Here is a 22,696-nt window from a genome sequence, read left to right on the forward strand (position 1 = left end):
CTTACGGAGGTGTAGTACATGCCCGACAAGAACCCTGAGCACGGGACCGCCCACGAGGTCTCCTTGCCATCCGAAGTCAAGTTGCTGCAGGAAGTCACTCCGCCTTTCTTTCCCGAAGGTGGTTCGGGAATGACCATCCTCGTGGAGTGGCCTCCCGGTCACCCCGGGCTCCCTCCGCATCGCCACTCGGGCCCGTCGTTCGGCTACGTGATGGAGGGCGCGCTCCGGTTCGAGCTCGAGGGTGAGCCAGAGCGTGTGGTCGAGGCCGGTGGGACGTTCTGGGAGCCAGGCGGTGATGTGATCCACTACCAGGACGGCAACGCCCTGTCGGACGCACCGACCAAGTTCGTGGTGACCATGTTGTGCGCGCCGGGGCAGCCGATGCTCACGGTGGTCGACACGGAGGAACTGAAGGAACGGGCGCACCTGCGCGCCCCGCGTCCCTCCGAAGGCTGACCCGCGGGATCGACACGGGTGCGGAGCCCGGAACACCGATCCCAGTGCCTGGCTTTGCAACAGCCTCCGGCCTTAGTCGTCCAGCGATCTCACGGACCCGAACACGTTGTGCCACCCGGTCGGACTCATGGTGCCGCACCGCCTGCGCCGGCGCAGCGGCCACGTGCCGATCCCCATCCGCGACGCGTACGCCCATGCCACCGGTAGGCGCTCGAGCTGAGGCCGGAACGGATCACTGAGCCCTTCCATCCTCAGTGCGCTTGCCAGGTGCCGGGCGAGGACGGCTTGGACGAGGCCGGGGGACGTCTGCCCCAGCAAGCGCGTGGAGGACGCCGTGTTCGCGGGCCGCGCGGACGTCGTGGACGCGGGCCGCGCGGACGTCGTGGGCGGCGCCGGGCAGGGCCGGCGACGCCCGCAGCAGACGGCCGAGCGGATCAGCGACGGCTTGCACATTCATGCCGCGCTTCTTGGGCTTTCCGTGATGGTCGGGGTTCCTCTGCTCAGCCCTCTTCGAAGACGAGGTCCTCGGGCGGGTGGGTCATCTTCACCTTGGTGCCGTTCACCTCGACCACGGTGTCGAGGCCGGTCGGGGACTGACCGGTGGACAAGATCCAGTACTTGTCCGCGGCCGCGTCGAGGAAGGCAGCGAAGCCGGCCATGTCCGGATTGCCAAGGTTGAGGTACTCGACGAGTCTGCGGAACAGCTTGGGCAGGATCACGGCCCCGTGCTCGGGGTGGGTGAGCGACTCCATGCCGGTCACGGTCGCCCCCGACATGGTGACGTCCTCGGCCCACAGGCCCTTCTTCACGGGCGTCTGTGCCGCATGCGAGGCGGCGGTCAGCTCGTCCCGCAGGTCCGCGAAGAGGTTGCGGTAGAAGGTGGGGTAGACGAGGCCGGCCGCGATCATGTGGTGGTTGAGGGTGGTCTGCAGCAGCGGCACGTCGACAACGATCATGGTGCCGCTCGTGCCGGGCGGCGTGCCCTTGCCGGCCAGGGCGATGCAGCGCTTGTCCTGGGTCGCGCCGCTGGTGAGGATCCAGCCGGGCACGCTCTCGGGGGTCGCCGCGGTGACCGTGTCGTCCTCGGCCCGCTCCACGCTGGTGAATCCGATCCACGCCACCAGTTCGTCCCGGGCCTGGCGCGCGAACTTCAGCGGCTGGCTCACCTCGGGGCCGCCGCGCTGGAAATGCGTCTCCAGGGCGTCGATCGCGTCCAGCCGCAGCTTGGCCCGCCCGGCACTGTTGTGCTTTACCTTGTGCGGCCCGGGGACGAGCTCCCACTCGGAGGGCGTGTCGGGGGTGAAGTGCACGGTATCCCCGTCCGAACGGCCCCCGATGATCTGGTACTTGCCCTTGATCAGCAGCATTGGCATGGCGACTCCCTGCTAGGGGATCCGGGCAGGACGAGGCCGGCGAAGCAGCCACGACCCAGTGGGATCGGCATGGCGGTGGGCACCGCCATCCCTACAACCCGCCCCCGGCCCGCCGCACGGCACCGCGCCCGAATCACTTCGAACGCGGCACGAATCCCGCCATGTGCCGTAAGCCATCGCCGCCCAGCTCACCCATCCGGCGCCGACGCCTGAGGGCGCACATCTGCTCGTTTTCCGTGGGTCTGACCGCTGCTCCCATGGCGGCCGGCGCCGGGCGGATGGCCGCGCCACGGCAAGGGTCCTGCGGGCTGGTCACGAGCTGTGCACCGTAGTTTCGCATGCGTGGCATGCTCCAGGTGCCGGCGTCTGGTCAGAGCCCTTTGCAGCGCTCCATCCGTCGGGCACAGCGGAAGCCGGGGGCCCTGCATCAGCCCAGTCCGACCAATTCGGCGATCGTCCCGCCGAGCACCCGGTCACGCACCTCGCCCGAGCTGGTGACCCGCTCCACCATCGCCCGAGCGAGGACCGGGTCACCGTACGGCGCGTCCGATCCGAACAGGGTCCGGTCCGGGATCTCCTTGATGGCCAGCCGGACCGCGAAGACGATGTTGGCCGTGGACAGCTCCAGGTACATGTTCGGGGTGTCCCTCACCAGCTCGACGGCCTGCATCCAGTTCAGCCCGCCCAGCTGGCTGACCACAAGCGGAACCGTCGGATACCGGCCGGCGAGCACCGACATCCTCGTCAGATCGTCCGCCGTGGTCGGGGCGGATCCGTGCACGACCACGGGCATCCCCCCGTGGTCGGCCGCAGCCTGGAGCACTGGTTCGATCACCTCTGCCCGTCCCGGCGGCGGTGTCAGCTCGCCGATTCCGTGCAGCCCACGCCCGACGACCTCGCGTTCCACCATTGCGGCGGTCTGCCCCGGCTCGAGTCCCAGCGGCACGGACAGGAAGCCGATGAACCGCCGCGGCTGCGCGGCGAGCGCGGCGTCCAACTCCTTCCACGCTCCGCGATACCCGTCGACGGTGCCGGCACGGCCGCCGATGGCTTCGTCCAGGATCGCCATCTCCCGGCGCAGCGAGGCAAGGTCACCGGCCCGCTCCGGGTGTGGGCGGGTGGCGAACAGTACAGCGCGGTCCACCCCGGCCTCGTCCAGCAGCTCGACGTGTGCCGCGACGGGGTCATGGACGTGGCTGTGCGCATCGATGATCAAAGGCTCACTCCCTCCTTGGCTGCCGGCCCGGAATGCGGCCGGCCAGTGCACTGTTGCTCCCTGACACCATGGGAAGGTCAAGTCGGAGGGAACTGGTCGGTGCTGATCGGGGAGCTGTCGCGTCGTACGGGAGTCAGCGAGCGCCTGCTGCGCTACTACGAGCGGATGGAGCTGATCAGCTCAGAGCGCCGCGCCAACGGCTATCGCGAGTACGACGACCGGACAGTGGAGACAGTGCGGCGCATTCGCGCTCTGCTGGCCGCCGGCTTGCCCACCCGCATCATCCGCCAGGTTCTGCCCTGCACCTTCGACGAGGCGTCACTGCATCCCTGTCCGGGCGTCCTCACCAGTCTCCGCACCCAGCTGAACGCCCTCGACCAGCGTGCCGCCGACCTGGACACCGCGCGCCGCCTTCTGCGCCAGACGATCGCCGCCACCGAGAACGCGGCAGGCTGAGCCTGGCGTCGGGCGTCGAAGTCCCGCACCGCGCAGTTCGATCACCCTCCGTCCGGACTCCGTTGTTGCCTACGTGAGTATCAACACGGACGGTCCGACCGCAGCCGATCCCAAGGTCCTGAACTCTGTCACCCGCATGTTCGCCCAGCGCATCCGGCAGGCACACATGGGCAGCCGCCATCGGCACGAGCAACATGAAGCGGGCAAGCGCCTGGCTCTTCGCATTCGCTGCACGGAAGCTGCGCCAGAACCCGAGTCCCCGACAGCGCGGTCCGGTCCTAGAGTGATCCGCGTGCCGATACCCGTACATGCCCTCGCCCACCGCCCATTGACCGCTTCGGCAGTCGCCGAGCTCGTCGCACTGCCAACCTCGCCTTATGTCCCTGAAGATGTCGACGCTGTCGACGCGGAGGTACAGCGACGCGGGTGGAGCTGGGAACACGAACTGGTCTGCGACTCGTTCCGCACCGGATACGGACATGTGCTGTGCACCGACGGCATCAGCCCGTTCGGGCGCTCAGACGCCCGGCACTTCCTGGTCTTCGGCCAGCTCTACCCCGTCGACCCCGAAGACGACGATATGACCAACGGCCCATGGCTGTACGGCCTCATGGACGACTGGCAGCAGCAGTCCGGCTGGAGTGGCCGGCGACCGGGTACCGACCAGGACTGCGAGACCGTGCTCGCACAGGCGGCGCAGGCAGTGACGGAGCACCTCGGCACAGCCCCTGAGCGGACGACTCTGTCATCCGAAGTGCTGGTCACAGGCCCCGCGCTGACGCACCGCATCTGGCGCACACCCACCCATGCCCTGGTCCTCGGACCAGCGGCCGACAACGGCCCCTACGGCTACCTCAACCACCTGCAGTTGTCCTATACGCCACTCGCGTGCGGTCCCGACCTGCCGCCCGCGGACGACGAAGACAGCCTGACGAGATGGATCGCCGCGCACGTCGACTGGTGACCCGGCCCCCACACAGACGTCCGGCAGGTACGCCGCATACCGCGTGCTGTCCGTTCTCGCGAGCATCGAGCACGGCAGAGACTGAGTCCCACTCCCAGCGCGAAAAAAGCAGCCGCTACCGGAAGTCGTGAACAAGCTACTGGCCTTATGGCCTGTTAGTCCGTCCGGCGCCTCGTAGGCCTGGATGGTCAGGGCGCCGCCAGGTTTCCAGCAGGGCGTGGGACATCAGCGGCAGGGCACGACCTCGGTCCTCCCACCCCGCGGCCGGCCTGCGCAGAGCCGCCATCCCGGCCATGACTCCCCACCATGGTCCGGAGGAGCAGGAGGTGAGCTGCGACAATCAGAAGATGACCAGCCAGGAGATCCGACAATGGTGCGGTGCATGCACGTCCTGAGTGAAGCGATCAGCGCTGACGGCACGTGATTCATCCCATCAGCGCAGCACGGGAAGGAAGGGCCATGTTTGACCACGTCATCGGACTGCGCCCGGAAGAGGCCGCACGCTGGGTCGCGCTGGTCGAGCAGTCCCGACCAATCCTCGAAAGTGACGGAATGGAAGCTGTCCAGGGCTTCCTGGCCGAGCGCGGTGTGAGCATCATCCCGGCGATCGCAATCACCCGGGCGCTGCTTGGGAATGCGGAGACACCGCTTCAAGTGGCCATCGACATCGTGGGTACGAGTACGGCTCGGCAGTAAGTTCAGAGAAGCCTGCATCGGCATGACCTTGCCCATTGTCCGCGACGAACGCGCGACAGTGGTGCCCGCTTCCTGGCCGAAGATTCTGATGCTCGCCGGACTGCCGACTCCCCCGTCGCCTCTAGTTGTTGCGGGTCAGGACGTTGTCGACAGGCGAGCCGTTCTCTTCGCGATCTGCATCTGCGCGCTCGCGGGCGTCGATGAGTTCGTCCCAGTGTTCGGCGGTCCAGGCGTAGACGTTCAAGAGGACGGCGAGGAGGCTGTGGCCGAGGGGGGTGAGGCTGTAGCCCGGGGAGTCCGAGTCGGCGTCACGGGTGATGAATCCGTCGCGTTCGAGGGAGCGCAGTGCTCGGGTCAGCTCTTTGGGGCTCGTTCTCGGCAGTGCCTTGCGCAACTCGCCGAACGGCTGGCCCCCTCGCCGAGCAGCACGCCGCGGCCAAACTCGCCGAGGTCGATGCGAAGATCGCCGATCTGACCGCCATCCGCGCCACCCTGGTCACCGCCGTCGACGCCGGGTGTGACGATCTGACCGAGTGTGCATCGAGCCCCCGCTGCCCCCTGCCGTTCACCGACCTCGCCCAGGAGAACCGCCATGCCGCCCCCTGCTGCTGACCCGACCGCGCGCCGCACCCCCACAGGCGGCTTCCGCCCCGACAGCTGGGACGGCACCGGCGTCCTGTTCTGCCTCGCGCATCGGCTGCACGAGGCGGAGCCCGCCGCAGGGGGAGGAGGATGACCGGCATGCGCATCCGCATCGAAGCCGACCAGTTGCCCGGCCTCAGCTGCGCCCCCGACCAGGGCAACGACCAGCCGTACCGCAACATCCACGTCGCCGTGCAACGCCGCGGCCGTCCCGCCGAACTCCTCGGTCGCCAGCCGGGCAACGCCTCCTCGGCGAGCTGGACCCTGGAGTGCACCACGACCACGTCATCGACCGGCACCGACGTGAAAGGTCCACACGTGCAGGGCCGCCCGGGCGAACGGTTCATCTATCTGTCATGGGGCACCGTCGACGATGCGGGTACCTTCACGATGTTCCGCCGCGCCAAGCTCATGCTCGACGCCATCCCCGCTGAAACGCTTGCTGCGGCCAGCCGCACGGGCCTGCTCGTCGCACGCCTCGGCCTGACCGACGCATGCGGCAACCCCTTGTGCGCACGGGTCGTGCCCCCGGCCATCACTTGGATCGCCGTGGCCGACGACTAGAAGCGCGTGCTGTCACGGCCGCCTGCGAGGCCGGCGTCATACGATCTGTTGCTCTTTGGTCATCCGGCCGGGCATGAAGATGAGGGCTACCAGGGCCAGCCCGACCCCGGCGCCGACGAGCTGCATGCCGATGAAGCCGGCGAGCGAGCCGGGGGCGATGCCCGCGAAGGTGTCGGTGAAGGCTCGGCCGATCGTCACCGCAGGGTTGGCGAAGGACGTGGACGAGGTGAACCAGTAGGCGGCGCCGATGTAGGAGGCGACTGCGACGGGGGCGAAGCGCAGCCGGTCGGTGCGGGCGAGTCCGAAGATCAGCAGGATCAGGCCGGCCGTGGCGACGACCTCGCCGAGCAGCAGGTGTCCGGCGGAGCGGTCGTGGGTGGACCACTTCACCAGGGGCTCGCCGAACATCGCATCGGCCAGGACCGAGCCCGCGATCGCGCCGGCGATCTGCGCGGGGACGTAGACGCCCATCTCACGCAGGCTCACACCGGCGCCGCCCCGCCGCGCGGTCCACCACTCGGCCAGCGTGACGGCCGGGTTGAAGTGCGCACCGGAGACCGGGCCGAACAGGGCGATCAGGACGCCGAGACCGAAGACGGTGGCCGTGGAGTTGGCCAGCAGCTGCAGGCCCACGTCCTTCGTCAGTCCGGTGGCCTGGATGCCGGAGCCGACCACGACCGCGACGAGCGCCGCCGTGCCGACCAGCTCAGCGGCGGCCTTGGCGATCAGCGGAGGGGCTTGCGGCGGGGGCCCCGGGGCGGGCTGCGGCTCGGCGTCCACCGCTATGGCGGATTCCTCGGCTCTGTCGTGCTCGGTGGCCTCGGTGGCGCTCAACGGGGGCTCCTCGGTGCGTTCGAAAAGGCGACAGGACGCGGCGACGGACGGGCGCCGGAAGATCAGGGACAGGACCGCTTGACGTTGCCCTCTGCGGTGGCGCGCGCGGTCTCCGCGAGGTCGGCGAACTGTCCGGCAAGCAAGGCGATGACGTCAGCCTTGAGCCGGTAGTAGGTGAACCGGCCGCAGGGCTCCGTCTCCACGATCCCCGCCTCGCGCAGCACCTTCAGATGGTTGGAGAGGTTGGTCTGCTTGGCCCCCGTCTCCTCGATCAGGTGCGTGCTGCAGAGCGTCTCCTTGGCCAGCAAGGTGACGATCCGGAGGCGGAGCGGGTCGGCCAGAACCCGCAACAGATCAGTGTCGACTGATGTCAGCATGGACTGATACTCTCACATCACTCATGGCTGATACCAGCCTGGGCTGATCCTCGGGGCCCCCGCGTCCCAGCATGAGTGGGGACCCATGCGCCGAAGGGATTCCCATGACCGCGTCCCCGCCCCCGTCCTGCCCGACGCACGCCTCGCGACCGGTGTCGCCGGACTCTGGGTGCGCTACTGCGGCGCTTCGCCCCGGAGACCATCCAGCGCCTGATCATCGACCCCTACGCGCGCCTCGCCGAGCACGCCCGCGTCTGCGTCCGCACACACCTCGTCGCGCTGAACCCGACCCCCGTACCCCTGTTGATTCACTCACGAAGGAAGAACCGATGTCCTCCAGCCCGCTCGCCTCCGTGCTGTTCGTCTGTGTCCACAACGCCGGGCGTTCGCAGATGGCCGCCGGCTTCCTCTCCCACCTCGCGGGAGACCGGATCGAGGTCCGCTCCGCCGGCTCCGTGCCGGGCGACCAGGTCAACCCCGCCGCTGTCGAGGCCATGGAGGAGATCGGCGTCGACATCTCCGAGGCCAAGCCGAAGATCCTGACCACCGAGGCCGTCCAGGCGTCCGACTACGTCATCACCATGGGCTGCGGCGACGCCTGCCCGATCTTCCCCGGCAAGAAGTACCTCGACTGGGCCCTGGAAGACCCCGCCGGCAAGGGCGTCGATGCCGTCCGCCCCATCCGCGACGAGATCAAGACCCGCGTCGAGGCCCTGATCGCCGAGATCGACGCCCAGCAGAAGCCGTGACACAGGACAGGGTTCCGTCCCGGGTCTCGAGTCCCCTGCAGGCGCCTCGCGCGCGCCTCCTGCCCCGCCCGTGTCCGGGTAAGCCCCGCCCAGAACATGACGTAAGCTGGGCTCACCGACGCGGGGTGGAGCAGCTCGGTAGCTCGCTGGGCTCATAACCCAGAGGTCGCAGGTTCAAATCCTGTCCCCGCTACCAACGCACCGGCCCCCTCGACACAAACGTCGAGGGGGCCGGAAGCATCTGAGGCCACGTGGGACGGCTTGACGTCAGGAGAGCGGTGGGGGACCACCCTTGCCTGGAATGCGGCGGTACGACTTCCGAGAGTGATCGCCTGCGGGTTGTGCCGTAACCGATCTCCGTGCCTTCCGTGCCGGTAGCCCTGCCTGCTGGTCCTGATGTGCCGCAGGCTGGACACAGCAACTGCCGGATGCCGGGTTCGAACCCAACGACGTGGCGATGACGGTCTGGGCCGAGTTCGGCGGGCTGACGATTGCTGGTTCCTCGGCCCGCGTCCCCGGCTCTTCACTGCACTTGGACCCCGTTGACGCCTGTATCGACGCCGCCGAGGATGCATCCACGCTGAGGCGACGGTGCAGAGAGAACTACAGCCCTCTGGGCATGTGGTCGGTCCAGTTCAGGTCGTACATCGCGGCCAGCGGTCGCGTCGTCGCCGTAGGGCCGAACTGGCTGTGGCCGCTGGGTTCGACCTTCGTAGCGGCGTTGGCGCATGTGGTGGATGGCGATGGCGGCGTCAATCGTCAGGAACAGGCAGACTGGCTCGCCAACTGCCTCCCACCTCGCTGTTAGCCTTTGCGGGTTCAAACGACTAGGGGGAAGTCCATGCTCACGTCGGTTGCCACAGAGTGGCCGTGGCTGCTGGCCATCACAGCCCTTGTGATCCACTGCTCCGCCATGGCGAAATGGATTCCGATCCAGAGAGTCTGGACGGTGTACCCCTTCATCTGGGTGGTATGCGGCACCGGCGCGGTGGCGTACGGATCGTGGCGCGGCTTCGCTCTGGAAGACATGCTCGCCGTGTGCTCGTTCGCGCTCATCGGGCTGACGATCGGCGTATATCCGACGCGCAAGCTGTTCACGGAGTGGGCCCACGAGATCAACCGCGGCGTGACACGCGAGCAGTACGACTATCCGCGCTCACACCTCGCATTCTGCGGCGCCTCCGTACTCGTCATGGTGGCCGTCGCGATCCTGCTGGCGCGCTGACAAGCCACAAGCGGCGGACCAGTCGTTTCCTGGCCCTCGCCAGGGGCGACGCCCTGGACAGCGGCCGAGTTGCCTGCCGGCCACCACGGACTGGGTACGGCCACTCATGACGAACTCACGGCAAGGTCTGAGCGAGCACGACGAAGGTGTTCGCGGATGCGCGCGACGTCAGAATGCTGTCGCGGTGCCCTGGATCCTCCTGATACGACATGGGGATGGTGACTGAAGCACTGGATCCCACAGACCGGCTGTTCGCCGAGCGGGCTTGCGAACGCCTCATCATCGAGTTCGTCCACAAGCTCGACCTCGGTGACCCGGGCGACGTGGCCGATCTGTTCACGGAGGGCGGGCTTTGGGAGTGGGCGGAAGGCGACCGTCGGATCCAGGGCCGTGACGCACTTCGGTCGTATTTCAGCGGCCGGCCCACGGACCGGCTCTCACGCCGGATATGTACGAACATTCTGGTCACCGTCACATCCGAGGCAACAGCCACCGCGACCACCTACTTCACGACGTACCGTGTCGACGGACATACCGGTGGTTTCGTGCCTCCGCGGGCTCCTACGCAGGTCGGTCACTACGAGGACACGTTCCTCAAGGCCGAAGGCCGTTGGCTTCTCAGATCTCGTTCCTTGCATCTGGCCTTTGCCGGCCCGACCGAGCGGCTCGAAGGAGCAGCCGAGGAGTGAGCCCGCTCGGGCCTCAGACACGGGTGAGCGACGTAGTCGGGGACTGTCCTGTCGGTGCCGCGGCCGGGAGGTGGTGCCGGCCGGCCGCGGCTACGGCCAGGACCAGTACCGTCGGCTGGTGTGGGATCTTGGCGTGAAGCCGCCGATCGCCTGCCGCGGCACCGAGCACGGCTCCGGCCCGGGCGCCCGGCGTCGGGGCGCGGGGCGCGCGTTCGCTCACCTGCGCTCGTTCCGCCGCCTTCGGATCCGCAGGGAGATGCGCGACGACATCCAGGAAGCGTTCCTCGGTCCGGGCTGCGCACTGATCTGCCGGCGACGCCTGGGCTCAGCTCTGGCCCGCTAGTTCTTCTGCAGGGTGCGGGTGACACCCGCGATGACGGCGGTCGTCAGCACCCAGCCGAAGGCGATCAGCAGGTAGGCCAGCCACTGGAGACTGTCGTTCGACCAGTACCAGGTCGTGCGCTGCCCCAGACCCCCGATGGGGATCAGGAGGTCGAGTGTGTAGACGAGGGGCCGGAACGGGGCGCCTTCGCCTGGTTTGACCGGGTGGGGGGAGTCAGTGCCGAAGGACACTGTGCCCAGCAGGATCAGCGCAAGGAGCCAGACGCCGGCCAGCCAGGGGCGGTAGCCGTAGCCGACGGTCACGTCGAGGAGATGGCCCCATGCGCGGGCTGCCGGGGACAGTGCGCGGCGCCGGTGGCGCTGCTTGGCGAGGAGGACGCGGCGGGCGTCGTCGTCGTGCCCGGCCTTGCGGTACCAGGCCGCCAACTGCTCGTACGGTTGTGGGTTGTAGCCCGGGCTGCTGCGTATCCATGCCACGCGTCGGGCCACCGACTCCCGGTCGCCCACGGCCTCGTGGCGCTCGTCGTTCGCGTCCGCCGACTTGATGGAGCCGTAGACGAAGCCGTCCAGCTCCACCCTCTCCGGCCAGCTGTGCTCGTTCTCGTGGAGGTACGACACCTGGACGCCCCGCAGGTCGAGGGTGCCGGACGGGCGTCGGGCGAGGGTGAGATCGAGGTCGACGGCGTGCAGGTGCATGGCGATCAGGGCTGGGCTGTTTCCGTCGTCGGTGGGCGGGCCGTTCAGGACGGCTCCGTCGAAGGTCACGTTGTCCCCGACCTGGGTGCCGCGCAGCCGTACCGTGCCGTTAGCGGTGAATCCCTCGGAAAACTTGAGCGACGAGGCCACGGCGTTGTCGAGGGTGAGGGCCACACCGCGTGGGCCGGGTCCTTCCAGGCGGGCGCCCTGCATGGCCAGGCTGCCCGGCAACCGCGCCCCCATCAGCCGGACTTCCCCGTGTGCGACGAATCCGTTTCGGCAGAAGACGCCCCCTTCCATGGCCAGGCCGCCGGCCGACAGGGCCCACCCGTCGGGTGCGATCAGCTCGGCCCCGTTGAGGAGCAGGGCGCCGCTCACACGAGCGTCGGTGAGCGACAGGGCGGTGCTCACACGGTTGAAGGGTGTGGGGGCGCCGCCTTCCACCACGGAGCGCCGCAGGGAGAAGTTGCCTTCGACACGGGCCGAATCGGCCTCGATGCCGGGTATCCGGCTGTCGGTGAACACAAGGGTCTGCGTCGACGCGCCGAGGAGACTTACCGCCTCCTCGAACCAGCATGCCTCCAGCCAGAGGGCATGGACGAGCTGCGCGCCGGCCAGGTCCAGGCGTCCGGAGATCCGTGCCCCGGTGAGCCTGAGACGCGCCACCGCCCCCGGTTGCCCGGCGTTCGCGCCCAGCAACAACGCCGCGATCACCGTCGCCCGCACCGTCCGCTCGGGTCCCCACCGTCCGCCGTCGGCGACCCGGTCCCCCTCCGGCGTACCCGTACGCAGGTCCACCCTGCGCCCCTCGGGGAACGCGTCCCACAGCTCACGCTCAGGTGAAGTCAACTCGTCGTAGGAAAGCACTCGTGCAGAGTAGTGATCCTCTCGGCCCGCACCGAGCGCCGGACCATCGGTCTGCGCCGGCCGGTCAACTCGTAGTCATGGGTGTGTGTTGCCGGCATCTGATCGTCGGTGTGCTCGTCGGTGCCTGCGCCGGGGCACCGACAAGTGCCTCAGCGGCCGGCTTCCCCTTTGCCGCTCGGTGAGCCACTGCTGGTAGGAGTGGCGCTGACGCTGCCAGAAGGACTGGCAGAGGGCCGCGTGGAGGGGGTTGCCGTCCGCGAGGGCGCGCTCGGGCGGCTGCTGCCGGAGGGTCGAGGGGTCGGCCTCTCCTTCACCGGTGGCGGCGCACTGGTGGTGACGGCGGAGGGCCGTGAGGCCGCCGGTGACTTGCTGCGAGGTGCCGTCGGCCGAGGGCGCCGGTTCCCGTCGCTGTTCCGGTCCCGGACGCCGTTGCGCGCTGGGTGCGTGGGCACTCGCTTTGCCGAAGCCGCTGGACCGGGCGAATCGGTGACGCTGGTCTCGGGCTCTACGAGGGACGGCTCCGGGGCCGAAACTGCTCGTGGAGCTGTCGACTGGAGCAGCACCGATGCGGTGGCCAGGCCTCCGATGGCGGCGAAAGCGGCTGCGGCGAGAGATCCGACGGCATACTTCTTCAGCCGCGACGGACGGTCGTACCGGTCTGCCGGCAGGTCTTGTGAAGGAGTCGGCGGCCCGGGGAGGGAGGGCTCGGAGGAGCCCGGTCCCCCGTCGAAGCGGGCCTCCGGCATCGCCGCGTCGACGGCTGGGGCACCGTCTCTGCGTTCGCTCAGCTGTGTCATGCCGGAGTCGTACGCCCCGCACTCGGGGCAGGTCACGGCGCCGTTGAGCGTGCGGTTGCACGGAGTGCAGTAGTCCATGAAGCGGCCGTTCTCAATCCTTGAGTCGACGGGGTGAGGCTGAATGTGTGCGAACCTCACCTACCGGTCTGCGGTGCGTGACCGGTTATCGGGGTCAACGGAACGGATCGGACGAGTACTCAATCGCCGGCCGGCATGTGGGGTATGTAACCCGGCGCCGGCGAGCGCGGTGCGGAGACCGAAGGCGTTGCCCGGGGCGCGGGACAGTCCCGGAGGCACGACGGGCAGCCGCGGCCCCGCCGGCAACGGCGGCGCGCTGGTGCTCCTGGCCTGGCACGATGCCTGACACGACGGCGGCTTCGTTCGCGTTGTGCGGGTGATGGCCGGGACGGCGTGTTGACCGCCTTTGCGGGGCTCTGCGGGACGGGATGCGTCCTGAACCGTGGACGTGGCTTCGCATGAGGCGTGGGTTACATACCGGCCGCGGGATGAAGACAAAGCCGCGGGCCTGCGTATTGCCTTCCGGAGAAGGAAGAAGGGGAATCCGAACCCGTCGCCGGGCGCCCTGCGCAGCAGCCTCGCGGTGATCAGAACTTGACACCCGGAACTGGCCGCCGCGGAGGAGGAAGTGGCCCGTCGGAAACCAGACAAGCCGAGGAGGAACCGGTGGGTCGCGACGACGCCAGCCCGGAGCGGAATCCCGCCTCAGGCCCTGACATCGTGCAAGAGACCAGGGACCGCTTCCAAGCAGTGCTGAATGCTCTGGATGCCGCACGCGCCGACCTTCTGCGCGACGCGCAACAGGAATTCGTGGAGGACCCGTCTCGGTCCCATGGCCGGCACGGTCGCCCGACCGGGAATGACCGCCTTCACCAGCCGGCCCCGAATTCCTCCCCAGCCCCGCCTCCCTCCCCGGCCCCGCCTCCCTCCAGGGTCCCGTCTCCCTCCCCAGCCCCGGATTCCGCCCGATCCGGCGGGGCACTGCCGGTAAGGCGAGTGCCCTCAACTCCGCAACCAGAGCGTCCCGGGCCCCACCGGCCAATTGCCGCTGAGTCACTGCAGACCGGCGGCCCGCGCCAAGCCGATGCCCCGGAGACCTTCGTGGCGGAGCCACCGGGGTTGCCCGGAGAGCTGCAGGCCGTCCCGCCCCCGTCGGTGGGAAAGCCGCCGACAGTGAGCGGAACAGGTCCGGAGGCTGTGGCGCCGACCGTGGCTTTTGCCACTCCGGCTCCTCGGCGGGAGAGCGGGCGGAGCAGCAGCCCCCGGCCGGGCACCGCTCGGTCGGACATCCCCCACCATCCGGCCGTCCCGTTCGAGCAGTTCGCCCCTGCGACCTCAGAGGGATCTGCTCCGTCCGTCCACGCTCACAGGAGGAAGAGCAGTCGCCGACAGCGGCGACTGACCAGCCGCAGGGACCTGCGGATCGCCGGAATCTTCGGGCTGGGCGCAGCGAGCGGATTGGTACTCGCCACGTGGCTGCTGATCCACCACGACGCCGATCCGGCGGCCTCCTCTCCGCCTTCCGGGCACGTGGAAGCCCCACTGCCGGCGAGTCCCGCGCCGAACAACCCCTCTCCCCCGATTCCAGGGCAGCCGAACCGGCCTCAGCCCGGCGCATCGGATCCGCCGCTCCCCGAAATCCCGGGCACCGGCGATCTGCGCCAGGGCGACAGCGGCCATGGAGTCTACGAGCTGCAAGTGCGTCTCCAGCAGATACCGGACATCTACGACGGCGGCGCGATAGACGGCCGCTACGACGCGGAAGTCCGAGCGGCCGTGACCCGCTTCCAGAAGCGGTACGGGGTCCGCGGCGACGAAAGCGGGGTATACGGCGCCAAGACACGTCTTGCCCTCATGCTGCGGACAAAGTAACCGGCGGCAGTGGCCAGGTAGCCCGGAATCCACGGCGGCGCCAGGCGTGGCATGACGACCCGCACCGACGACACGCTCACGAAGGACAACCTCTGGCGCGGTGCCGACGTCAACCGGGCCACCATCGAGGGCTGTGTCTCGGTGAGCGGGAGGGCTGCCCTCCCCTCTCGCGAATGGTTGGCGATGTACTGCGGGCGGGGCCGGATCTCGGCCCAACGGGTCGGCGTGAGGCCGGGACCGTCGTCGTGGCACGACGGCGGCCGTTGCCGCCGCATCGCCGGGACGAGCCGGGATATCGGCACCCGTCGAGCGACGTTCTGGACGGTTGGTATCCGGCCAGTACGCGGGTGGTATCGCTCCCCGACAAGCTCTTGGTCAGCACCGCACGAGGCGCTGCGCCACAGGGATCCCGAGGTGTCGGACGGCACCTCAGGCAGCGGACACAGTCCGTTCGGCGCGGAGTCTTTGTCCACGTAGTCGCGACGTCGAATCTTTCAGCGTCATACCAGCACAAGGAACAGAACCAGATGACCACCGCTCAGATATCCGTGCCCGAGACCATCGCCGCTGTAGGCCCCGACCTGCGCGAGGAGCTGCGCGACAAGCGCTACGCCCTAGTGCCGGCCTCCGACCTGACGCTGAGCCCCGAGCTCGCCGCCGCCTTCGACGACCTCCAGGCGTCCTGGGGCCGGCTCACCCCGGACGAGCACTTCGGAGGTGAGGACCGTGCGGTGCGCACGCGCCGGTACAGCGACTTCACCTATGTGCCCGCCACCGGCGAGCTGTCGCCGCTCGGCCATGTCGCGTACCTCCAGAGCAAGGAGATGAACTCCTTCGTCGGCGGGATCGAGCGCCACTTCGGCGACGTGGAGGAGCAGACGTTCCTCAATCCGCTCTTCCGGGCCCTCGTGCGCTACGACTTCGACAACCTCCCCATCGAGGACGAGTACCGCGACCGCCCCTGGCAGTGCCAGGTCCACCAGATCCGCATCGAGATCAACCCGGGCAAGTACAACGAGCTGGTGCCCGAGGGCATCCACTCCGACGGCTACCCGTGGGCCGGACTGCACCTGATCTCCCGCGTGAACGTCGAAGGCGGCCACAGCACCGTCTTCACCTGGGAGGAGGAGCCGCTGGCCAAGGCCACGTTCCTGAACCCGCTGGACTCGCTCCTCTTCGAGGACCGCCGGATGAAGCACCACGTGACCGGGCTCAGCGCCGCCGAGGACCGCGGCGGCTACCGGGACGTCCTGGCGATCTCCTTCTCGCTGCCCGGCTCCCCGTACGAGACGCTCGTCTGATGGGTGCCGCCGCTCCCGCGCTCATCACGCGAGCCCAGTCCGAGGCCGCCTGGCGGCCCGTGTCTTCGGCCCCCATGACGACGGCAGACGTGGGGCAGGTGATCGAGCTGCTCAGGGCCGCCCCGCAGACGGCCTACTGCGAATGGGAGGACGCGGCTCTGCTGCGCGGCCACCTCTCGCACTCTGCCGACCTGTGCCGAGTGGTCCATGACGGTTCGGGCCGCGTGGTGGCCGCGCTGATCGCCGGCTCCTTCGGTGTGCGCGGCAGCATCAGCCACGCTGTGGTCGCGCCGGGCTACCGGCGCAGCGGCCTGGCCCGTGTCATGGCAACCGACGCACTTGCGGCCTTCCGCCGCAGGGGGGTGCGGCGCGTCGCCCTGGCCGTCCTCGACGGCAACACCGCTGCTGCCGCCCTGTGGGCGAGCGCGGGCTTCAGCCCTGCCCACGGTGAGAGGTCCTACGAATGCGATCTGTAGCAGCTGCCTCCCAAGAGCGGTCGGCTTGTTCAGCCGACCTGCCGGCGCCGCAGAAGTCGACCGCACAGGCGCCTTGGGCGGTCGGTATCGGTCTCGCACTGCCGGTGATGCTGGGATATGTGCCGGTCGCCTTCGCGTTCGGCGTACTCGGGCACACCGCGGGGCTGCCGGGGTGGGCCACGGCGGCCATGTCCCTGTTCGTTTACGGAGGTTCGTCTCAGTTCGCAGCTCTCCAGCTCATCACCGTGGGCGCGGCGCCCTACGCCGTGATCCTCACCACCTTCGTCGTCAATCTCCGTCATCTGCTGTTCTCAGCCTCTGTCGCACCGCGTCTGGGGGGTTGGAGCCGCGTCGAACAGGCGGCGTTCGCTTATGAGTTGACGGACGAGGCGTTCGCCGTGCACTCCGCGCAGTACGCCGAGCGCGCGAACCGCCCCAGGACCGAGGTCTTCGCCTTCAACACCGTTGTGCACGCGTCCTGGGTGGCAGGGACCGTGCTCGGCACGCTGGCCGGCGACCTGGTGCACAACGTGGAGGCGCTTGGCCTCGACTACGCTCTGCCCGCCATGTTCATGGCTCTGCTGGCCACCAGCATCGTCGCAGACCTGCGAGGCCTCGCAGTCGCCGTGGTCGCCGGCGCCGGCGCCGTGCTCCTGACCCTGCTCGGCTTCGAGTACTGGTCGGTCGTGCTGGCCGCCGCAGCGGCAGCAACCTTCGGCCTGGCCATCGCGCCACGCGGCACGCAGGACGCCGATGAACCTGCAGTCGCCCTGAACGCTCCGGCCCTCCCGGCCGAGACCCCCTTGGAAGGACACAACGGACGATGAGCGATCCGGCCCTCGCCCTGACCATCGTCGGCATGGCCGCCGTGACCTTCGGGCCACGGCTGCTGCCCACACTCTTCCTCGCGGCGGCTGAACTGCCCCGGCCCGTCGTGACCTGGCTTCGGCAGGTCCCGCCCGCAGTGATCGCTGCGCTGCTCACCCCGCCTCTCCTGGTCCCTTCTGGTCACTTGGACCTCAGCCCCGACAACTATGCGCTCTGGCTGGCCGTGCCGACCCTCTTCCTGGCCTGGCGCACCCGGAGCTTCTACCTCACGATCGCGTTCGGTATCGGATCACTCGCCCTGCTCCGTCTGCTCATGGGCTGACAACCGCGTCCAGGACCGGACCTACACCACGACCTGACGGCAACCCCGCCCACTGACACATCCACCACCCTGCCGCCCGTCTCGACCGTCGGGGTGTCAGAGCCAGCCGTTGCGGCGGAAGGCCCGGTACAGCAGTCCCGCCCCGAGGGCCATCGCGGCCATCGCGCACGGATAGCCGTAGCGCCAGTCCAGCTCGGGCATGTGGGCGAAGTTCATGCCGTAGATGCCGGCGACCATGGTGGGGATGGCCAGGATGGCAGCCCAGGCGCTGATGCGGCGCATGTCGTCGTTCTGCCACGTGCCCACCTTCGCCAGATGGGCGTCGAGGACGGAGCCGAGCAGGTCGTCCAGAGCGCGCACTTCGGTGTCGGTGCGGGTGAGGTGGTCGGCGACGTCGCGGAAGTACGGCACCACCTGCCGCGGCCAGTCGTCATGGGGCGCGGTGAAGTGCTGTACGACCGGGACCAGAGGCTGGACGGCGTCGCGGAACTCCACGACCTCCCGCTTGAGGGAGTAGATCTGCTCTGTCAGGTCGTCGCGGGCGGGTGAGAACACGCACCGTTCCAGATCGGTGAGGTCCGCGCGGACCTGGGCCGCGGCCTGTGCGTAGTCGTCGACGATCACGTCAGTGACGGCGTGCAGGACACTCACCGGTCCGAGTCGTGCCATCTGCGGGGCGCGTTCCAGCCGACGGGCCGCCTCCGCTGCCGGGTCGGCGGCACCGTGCCGGACGGTCAGCGCGAACGACGGACCGAGGAAGACCATGACTTCGCCGGTTTCCACGTCCCCGGTCTGCTCGACGAACCACAGCGTCTTCACGGCGACCGCCAACACGTCTCCGTAGCGTTCTTGCTTCGGCCGCTGGTGTGCCTGGACGGCGTCCTCGATCGCCAGAGGATGCAGCTTCAGGTACTCGCCCAGCCGCTGCACTTCGTCCTCGTGGGGGTCGTCCATCCGGATCCAGGCGAACTCGTCCGGCTTGAGCACCGCCAAGCGGTCGAGGGTGCCTCGGCATCCTCCGTCTTCCTGCCGGACTTCGATCGTCTCGCACTCGCCTGTCTGTTCTCGATAGATCGCACACTCCATGCCTTCTCGGATGCTTCCGCCACCGCGTTCCATGCGCGGGCAGCCGACAGACCCGCCGACCGAACGTCGTCTTCACCCTGTGGCCACCGGACCTTCACATGGTTCGGTTGGGGCCGAGCTCGGCCGGAACCCGGCCGGTGTCGCCCACCAGGAGGGAACTGGGCTGTGATCGCTGTTGCTGTCTTGCTGCCCGCCCAGGGTGCGCAGCTGTACGCCTGTGCCCCGGACCGCTTCGAAGACCGGTTGTCGGCCGGGCCTCCGGCGGCCCGCCACGGCTGGTGACGTCACCTGCGACTGGTCCACGACGCCGGCTCGTCCGCCACCGAGCGCGGTCCGGCCGGGCAGACCGCGTGGCACATCGAGGCAGCGGGACGCTGCCGCATGGCAGGTCCCATCTGGGTTACCCGCCTCAGCGTGGGGTTCGGAAGCCAGCCCCTGTCGAGCTCTCCGGCACCCGCTGCGGGGAGCTCGGCCCTATTCCAGGCATTCAGCGCGTCGCTTCTGAGGTGAAGGGATACCGGTAGGGGGCCGGGCAGGCACGACGGACTGATCCTGGACAGTCGAACTGCCTACAAAGCAGGAGTTGGGGATATCCGCAGTTCATGAGGTTGCTGACGGGTTTGCAAGAGGCTGATCGGGTTCTGACGCAGCGGGCGGCTTCCCGCATCCCGCCGGGAGTGGCCAAGGTGCTGTCGGCGGTGGAGGAGTCCGCGGAGAGTACGAAGCTGTGGTGCGGGGCCGCGGCCGCCATGGCGTGGCTGGGCGGGTGGCGGGGCCGCAGGGCGGCGGCCGCCGGGCTGGGGGCCCTGGTCGTGGCGCAGCTGGCGTCGAACGGCTTGTGCAAGCAGCTCGCCGGCCGGCCCAGGCCGCCCGAGGAATGGATTCCGCACGACGAGGTCGCAGACCGCCCCGACTCGTCCTCGTTCCCCTCCGGGCACACCGCGGCCGCGATCGCCTTCACCGCAGCCGTCGCCCCCGCCTGGCCGGCCGCGGGCGCGCTGTGCGCGGTGCCGGCGGCGATGGTGGCCCTCGAGCGGGTGCAGTCGGGCGCCCACTATCCCAGCGATGTCGCTGCCGGCGCCGCCATCGGCCTGGCCAGCGCCTGGCTCACCCGCCATGCCCCGGCCCTCATCCTGCGCCACTGGCCATGACCCGAGACCGAGCAGTCCGACGCGAGCGTGCTTGGCCTCGCCGGTCTTGTTGCCGTCGGCGTCGTGGACCGGGTGATCGAGCACGGTCGGGGCTGCTCACAGCTGCGGCTGCGGCTGCGGCTGCGGCTGCGGCTGCGGTTGCCGGAGCATGCCCCGCGCCTTGCAGTAATCGGGGCGTGGAGAACGCATACGCACGCCAGGGCGAGGACCCCGTCCGACGGTGGTTGCCGACGCGCCGTGCGCCCCCATCGTGCTGCCCCCTGACAGACAAGTCCCGCTCCTACTGCGCCACCTGCCTGCCCTGAACTGGGGGGTTCGGGGTACTCGCGCGCCGTGAAGGGGTCGGACTGTCCGGCCCGCAGGAACGAGATGGACGGGAGGTGACCGCCGTGTCGAGCACGCAGCCGTACTCGCCCGGGCCCGACCACAGCCCGCACCCCTCCGGCCAGGAGCCGGTGAGCGAGCTGGTGCAGAGGGCTTCGCAGCAGCTCACAGAGCTGGTGCGCGGTGAAATGCATCTGGCGCAGGCTGAGATGAGGGAGAAGGGCAAGCGCTACGGCAAGGGGGGTGGCCTGTTCGGCGGAGCCGGGTTGGTCGGCTTCCTCATGCTGCAGGCTCTGGTGGCGACTGTGATCGCCGCGCTGTCGCTTCTGCTGCCGGTGTGGGCCGCGGCACTGATCATCACAGCGGTGCTGGGCATGATCGCCGCGGTGTTGGCCATGAGCGGTAAGAAGCAGGTTGACCAAGCCGCACCGCCCACACCGCAACAGACGGTCGAAAACGTGAAGGCCGATGTGGCCGAGATCAAGGAGAGTGCGCACCGATGACCCAGCCGCCCCACGACGAGCCCACCGCCGACAGCCCCGAGGAGCTGCGCGAGCAGGTCGAGCAGACCCGCGAGGAGCTCGGCCGGACGGTCGAGGCCCTCGCGGCCAAGACCGACGTCAAGGCCCGCGCCCAGGAGAAGGCGACAGAGGTCAAGGAACAAGTCGCCGCCAGGGCAGGTGAGCTGAAGGAGCAGGCAGCGGCCAAGGCCGGAGAGCTGAAGGACAAGGCAGCGCAGGCTGCCCATCAACTTGAGGACAAGCTGCCCGATCCGGTCAAGGACAAGGCCGTCCAGGCCACCGGGCAGGCCCGTGCGAAGGCCGCCCAGGCCGGCCGGCTGTGGCAGGACAAGGCACCCGAACCGGTACAGGAGAAGACCGCCCAGGGTGCACGGATGGCGCGGGACAACCGCAACCTGCTGCTGGCGGCCGCTGGTGTGGCCGGCGTGGCGTGGATGGTCTACCGCCGTCGCAAGGGGTGAGCTTCAGAATCCTCGAAGATTGCGGCTCACAAGCCGGTCGGGTTGCCCTTGGGCGCCGTCAGCGGCGTGATCGCCGGAGCGGGGTTCAAGCAGGCGTGGATGGTGCTCGGCCAGGATGACGTCGCGCCGGACGCCACCGACAGGGACCGTACCTGGGGCGAGGTCCTGCTCGTCGCCGCCCAGCGGGGCGCCGTCTTCGTCGGGGTCAAGGCCGCCGTATCAAGGACGTCGCATCAGGGGCGCCGTACAGGGGCGCCGTAGACCGCGGCGGGGCCGCAGCCACCGGGCTTCTGACCGGCACCGGTCCGGCTGACGCAACCATGCGGGGGTGCCGGTACGCGCATACCGGCACCCCCGCGTGCACCGCCGCCACGAGCAGGTCACGAGCCGCGACGCTCGGCCACGACATCGGTGGGGTCGGACAGCTTGCTGCCCGCGCACCGGACGACGGCCGCACTGACCAAGAACAACACCAGCAGCGCCGGCGAACGCAAAGATCCCATGCGGCGGCATGTACACATGCCAGCCCGCTGTCCGGCCCCCGCCGACCAGCCCTCATCGCCTCGGCGTCACAGTGCGGACGACCCGCTACCGCCCTCGGCACACCACGTGTCCTCTGTCGGCTTCCCCACGTCAGGGCATCACCCGTACCGGGCGGGGAGCCCTCCCGGGCGAAGGTCTCGGTGTGCCACTATCACCGACATGACTGAGGGACGCATGTCGGACATCGAAAGAGCTGAGCTTGGTCAGCAGCCCGGCGAGTTGTCGATCCTTTCCGGCACCACGGACGGTATCCGTGTGCTGACTCTGGGCGGAGAGATCGACCATCACACCGGTGACCCACTCCGGCAAGCCCTGGACGTCCCCGGAACCGCCCGCCCTCGCATCGTGGTCGACCTCTCGCGGGTTACCTTTCTGGACTCCAGCGGCATCAACATCTTCATCGGCGCCCACCGCGCCGCCACCGAGGCAGGCGGCTGGCTGCGTCTGGCCGCACCGACCGAATCCGTGCTGCGTACCTTGCAGATCGTCGGCGTCGACGCCGTGATCGACTGCCGCGAAACGCTTCGCGAAGCCCTGAGGAACTGATCTGTGGCAGATCCTCGCGTCCGGCATCGGCGATCCCACGCCGTGCCCGGGCGCTGACGCACGTTCGCAGCCTGACACCCGCTTGGGCCGCGGAACGGGGCCGAAGCCCTCGCAGGTGGTGCGGTGCGCGGGGACGCCCGCTCAGCGCATGCCGGCCCAGCGCACGGTGAGCGTGAAGCGAATGACGCCACCCAGGTGATCGTCGATGTCTGCCGGCAGAACCACCTCACCACACTCGTACAAATGTTTGCCCACAGAGGTGAGGGCTACTCGCCATGAAGGTTTGCGCCGCGGTGAGGGACAG

28 protein-coding genes, 1 tRNA gene and 2 pseudogenes are annotated in these 22,696 nt (G+C 69.0%); 22 read left to right on the plus strand and 9 right to left on the minus strand.

From position 1 onward, the window contains the following. Positions 1-18 precede the first annotated feature (18 nt). Positions 19-456, plus strand: a complete 438-nt coding sequence (locus ACZ4SF_RS13305; RefSeq protein WP_468382588.1) for a cupin domain-containing protein — start codon at positions 19-21, stop codon at positions 454-456. A gap of 301 nt (positions 457-757) precedes the next feature. Here ACZ4SF_RS13305 and ACZ4SF_RS13310 read toward each other — a convergent pair. The 3 genes and pseudogenes from ACZ4SF_RS13310 to ACZ4SF_RS13320 all read right to left on the minus strand — a co-directional run. Beyond that, positions 758-946 (minus strand): annotated as a pseudogene (locus ACZ4SF_RS13310) (hypothetical protein); the annotation flags it as partial. Between the two features lie 10 nt (positions 947-956). Then, positions 957-1,829, minus strand: a complete 873-nt coding sequence (locus ACZ4SF_RS13315; protein ID WP_468382590.1) for a nuclease — start codon at positions 1,827-1,829, stop codon at positions 957-959. Positions 1,830-2,256: 427 nt separating this feature from the next. Next, positions 2,257-3,045, minus strand: coding sequence for an amidohydrolase family protein (locus tag ACZ4SF_RS13320; protein WP_468382593.1), 789 nt, complete (start codon positions 3,043-3,045; stop codon positions 2,257-2,259). Positions 3,046-3,144: 99 nt separating this feature from the next. Here ACZ4SF_RS13320 and ACZ4SF_RS13325 point away from each other — a divergent pair, with 99 nt between their 5' ends. The 3 genes from ACZ4SF_RS13325 (at position 3,145) to ACZ4SF_RS13335 (ending at position 5,161) form a co-directional block, all read left to right on the plus strand. Next, a complete protein-coding gene (locus tag ACZ4SF_RS13325) occupies positions 3,145-3,501 on the plus strand; it encodes a MerR family transcriptional regulator (protein WP_468382596.1) in 357 nt (118 codons plus the stop codon). Positions 3,502-3,574: 73 nt separating this feature from the next. Continuing rightward, positions 3,575-4,465 carry a hypothetical protein gene (locus tag ACZ4SF_RS13330; RefSeq protein ID WP_468382599.1) on the plus strand — a complete coding sequence of 297 codons (891 nt, stop codon included), beginning with the start codon at positions 3,575-3,577 and terminating at the stop codon, positions 4,463-4,465. Between the two features lie 459 nt (positions 4,466-4,924). Further along, complete coding sequence (locus ACZ4SF_RS13335) at positions 4,925-5,161, plus strand: hypothetical protein (protein WP_468382602.1); 237 nt, start codon at positions 4,925-4,927, stop codon at positions 5,159-5,161. 121 nt (positions 5,162-5,282) lie between these two features. On the opposite strand, the gene ACZ4SF_RS13340 is transcribed toward ACZ4SF_RS13335, so the two are convergent. Next, positions 5,283-5,555 carry a winged helix-turn-helix transcriptional regulator gene (locus ACZ4SF_RS13340; protein ID WP_468382605.1) on the minus strand — a complete coding sequence of 91 codons (273 nt, stop codon included), beginning with the start codon at positions 5,553-5,555 and terminating at the stop codon, positions 5,283-5,285. Here ACZ4SF_RS13340 and ACZ4SF_RS13345 point away from each other — a divergent pair. Then, a complete protein-coding gene (locus ACZ4SF_RS13345; RefSeq protein WP_468382607.1) occupies positions 5,543-5,773 on the plus strand; it encodes a hypothetical protein in 231 nt (76 codons plus the stop codon). The two genes, ACZ4SF_RS13340 and ACZ4SF_RS13345, sit on opposite strands and share 13 nt — an antisense overlap. Before the next feature lie 129 nt (positions 5,774-5,902). After that, entirely contained in the window at positions 5,903-6,367 is a 465-nt protein-coding gene (locus ACZ4SF_RS13350) for a DUF5990 family protein (RefSeq protein ID WP_468382610.1), read from the plus strand. 36 nt (positions 6,368-6,403) lie between these two features. On the opposite strand, the gene ACZ4SF_RS13355 is transcribed toward ACZ4SF_RS13350, so the two are convergent. After that, positions 6,404-7,201, minus strand: a complete 798-nt coding sequence (locus tag ACZ4SF_RS13355; protein WP_468382613.1) for an aquaporin — start codon at positions 7,199-7,201, stop codon at positions 6,404-6,406. Positions 7,202-7,263: 62 nt separating this feature from the next. Next, positions 7,264-7,578, minus strand: coding sequence for an ArsR/SmtB family transcription factor (locus ACZ4SF_RS13360; protein WP_468382616.1), 315 nt, complete (start codon positions 7,576-7,578; stop codon positions 7,264-7,266). Positions 7,579-7,907: 329 nt separating this feature from the next. Between ACZ4SF_RS13360 and ACZ4SF_RS13365 the strand changes: the two genes are divergently transcribed. From ACZ4SF_RS13365 to ACZ4SF_RS13390, 6 genes are all read left to right on the plus strand, one after another. Then, positions 7,908-8,327, plus strand: coding sequence for an arsenate reductase ArsC (locus ACZ4SF_RS13365; RefSeq protein WP_468382620.1), 420 nt, complete (start codon positions 7,908-7,910; stop codon positions 8,325-8,327). Positions 8,328-8,446: 119 nt separating this feature from the next. Next, a tRNA-Met gene (locus ACZ4SF_RS13370) sits at positions 8,447-8,523 on the plus strand. A gap of 225 nt (positions 8,524-8,748) precedes the next feature. Then, the gene (locus ACZ4SF_RS13375) at positions 8,749-9,135 is read left to right on the plus strand and encodes an SUKH-3 domain-containing protein (protein WP_468383669.1); all 387 of its coding nucleotides are present in this window, start codon (positions 8,749-8,751) and stop codon (positions 9,133-9,135) included. Positions 9,136-9,168: 33 nt separating this feature from the next. Beyond that, the gene (locus ACZ4SF_RS13380) at positions 9,169-9,552 is read left to right on the plus strand and encodes a hypothetical protein (RefSeq protein WP_468382623.1); all 384 of its coding nucleotides are present in this window, start codon (positions 9,169-9,171) and stop codon (positions 9,550-9,552) included. A 215-nt stretch (positions 9,553-9,767) separates the two neighbouring features. Then, the gene (locus ACZ4SF_RS13385) at positions 9,768-10,241 is read left to right on the plus strand and encodes a nuclear transport factor 2 family protein (protein WP_468382626.1); all 474 of its coding nucleotides are present in this window, start codon (positions 9,768-9,770) and stop codon (positions 10,239-10,241) included. Positions 10,242-10,359: 118 nt separating this feature from the next. Further along, positions 10,360-10,584: a hypothetical protein gene (locus ACZ4SF_RS13390; RefSeq protein WP_468382629.1), complete on the plus strand. Its 225-nt coding sequence runs from the start codon at positions 10,360-10,362 to the stop codon at positions 10,582-10,584. Here the strand turns inward: ACZ4SF_RS13390 and ACZ4SF_RS13395 are convergent. Beyond that, positions 10,581-12,146 carry an oxidoreductase gene (locus ACZ4SF_RS13395; RefSeq protein ID WP_468382631.1) on the minus strand — a complete coding sequence of 522 codons (1,566 nt, stop codon included), beginning with the start codon at positions 12,144-12,146 and terminating at the stop codon, positions 10,581-10,583. The two genes, ACZ4SF_RS13390 and ACZ4SF_RS13395, sit on opposite strands and share 4 nt — an antisense overlap. Before the next feature lie 2,345 nt (positions 12,147-14,491). On the opposite strand from ACZ4SF_RS13395, the gene ACZ4SF_RS13400 reads away from it, so the two are divergent. The 5 genes from ACZ4SF_RS13400 to ACZ4SF_RS13420 all read left to right on the plus strand — a co-directional run bounded on the left by ACZ4SF_RS13400 (position 14,492) and on the right by ACZ4SF_RS13420 (position 17,760). Further along, the gene (locus ACZ4SF_RS13400) at positions 14,492-14,833 is read left to right on the plus strand and encodes a peptidoglycan-binding domain-containing protein (RefSeq protein WP_468383673.1); all 342 of its coding nucleotides are present in this window, start codon (positions 14,492-14,494) and stop codon (positions 14,831-14,833) included. A 527-nt stretch (positions 14,834-15,360) separates the two neighbouring features. Next, positions 15,361-16,134 (plus strand): 2OG-Fe dioxygenase family protein, encoded by a 774-nt coding sequence (locus ACZ4SF_RS13405; RefSeq protein WP_468382634.1) that lies wholly within the window; start codon positions 15,361-15,363, stop codon positions 16,132-16,134. A 74-nt stretch (positions 16,135-16,208) separates the two neighbouring features. Beyond that, positions 16,209-16,610: a GNAT family N-acetyltransferase gene (locus tag ACZ4SF_RS13410; protein ID WP_468382637.1), complete on the plus strand. Its 402-nt coding sequence runs from the start codon at positions 16,209-16,211 to the stop codon at positions 16,608-16,610. 107 nt (positions 16,611-16,717) lie between these two features. Beyond that, positions 16,718-17,437, plus strand: a complete 720-nt coding sequence (locus ACZ4SF_RS13415; RefSeq protein WP_468382640.1) for an AzlC family ABC transporter permease — start codon at positions 16,718-16,720, stop codon at positions 17,435-17,437. Further along, on the plus strand, positions 17,434-17,760 hold the full coding sequence (locus ACZ4SF_RS13420) for an AzlD domain-containing protein (RefSeq protein WP_468382643.1): 327 nt from the start codon (positions 17,434-17,436) through the stop codon (positions 17,758-17,760). Before ACZ4SF_RS13415 ends, ACZ4SF_RS13420 begins: the two co-directional genes overlap by 4 nt. 96 nt (positions 17,761-17,856) lie before the next feature. Here the strand turns inward: ACZ4SF_RS13420 and ACZ4SF_RS13425 are convergent, their stop codons facing one another. After that, positions 17,857-18,747 carry a magnesium and cobalt transport protein CorA gene (locus tag ACZ4SF_RS13425; RefSeq protein ID WP_468383676.1) on the minus strand — a complete coding sequence of 297 codons (891 nt, stop codon included), beginning with the start codon at positions 18,745-18,747 and terminating at the stop codon, positions 17,857-17,859. Positions 18,748-19,448: 701 nt separating this feature from the next. Between ACZ4SF_RS13425 and ACZ4SF_RS13430 the strand changes: the two genes are divergently transcribed. From ACZ4SF_RS13430 to ACZ4SF_RS13445, 4 genes and pseudogenes are all read left to right on the plus strand, one after another. Beyond that, on the plus strand, positions 19,449-19,997 hold the full coding sequence (locus tag ACZ4SF_RS13430) for a phosphatase PAP2 family protein (RefSeq protein WP_468382646.1): 549 nt from the start codon (positions 19,449-19,451) through the stop codon (positions 19,995-19,997). Positions 19,998-20,452: 455 nt separating this feature from the next. Continuing rightward, positions 20,453-20,824 (plus strand): phage holin family protein, encoded by a 372-nt coding sequence (locus tag ACZ4SF_RS13435; RefSeq protein ID WP_468382649.1) that lies wholly within the window; start codon positions 20,453-20,455, stop codon positions 20,822-20,824. Further along, a complete protein-coding gene (locus ACZ4SF_RS13440) occupies positions 20,821-21,303 on the plus strand; it encodes a DUF3618 domain-containing protein (protein ID WP_468382652.1) in 483 nt (160 codons plus the stop codon). Before ACZ4SF_RS13435 ends, ACZ4SF_RS13440 begins: the two co-directional genes overlap by 4 nt. Before the next feature lie 18 nt (positions 21,304-21,321). Further along, positions 21,322-21,549 (plus strand): annotated as a pseudogene (locus tag ACZ4SF_RS13445) (DUF4235 domain-containing protein); the annotation flags it as partial. 134 nt (positions 21,550-21,683) lie between these two features. On the opposite strand, the gene ACZ4SF_RS13450 reads toward ACZ4SF_RS13445, so the two are convergent. Continuing rightward, positions 21,684-21,806: a hypothetical protein gene (locus tag ACZ4SF_RS13450; protein WP_468382655.1), complete on the minus strand. Its 123-nt coding sequence runs from the start codon at positions 21,804-21,806 to the stop codon at positions 21,684-21,686. Positions 21,807-22,005: 199 nt separating this feature from the next. Here ACZ4SF_RS13450 and ACZ4SF_RS13455 point away from each other — a divergent pair, with 199 nt between their 5' ends. Beyond that, the gene (locus tag ACZ4SF_RS13455) at positions 22,006-22,392 is read left to right on the plus strand and encodes an STAS domain-containing protein (RefSeq protein ID WP_468382658.1); all 387 of its coding nucleotides are present in this window, start codon (positions 22,006-22,008) and stop codon (positions 22,390-22,392) included. The last annotated feature ends 304 nt before the right edge of the window (positions 22,393-22,696 follow it).

The sequence above is a fragment of the Streptomyces sp. NPDC027663 genome (assembly GCF_055566415.1).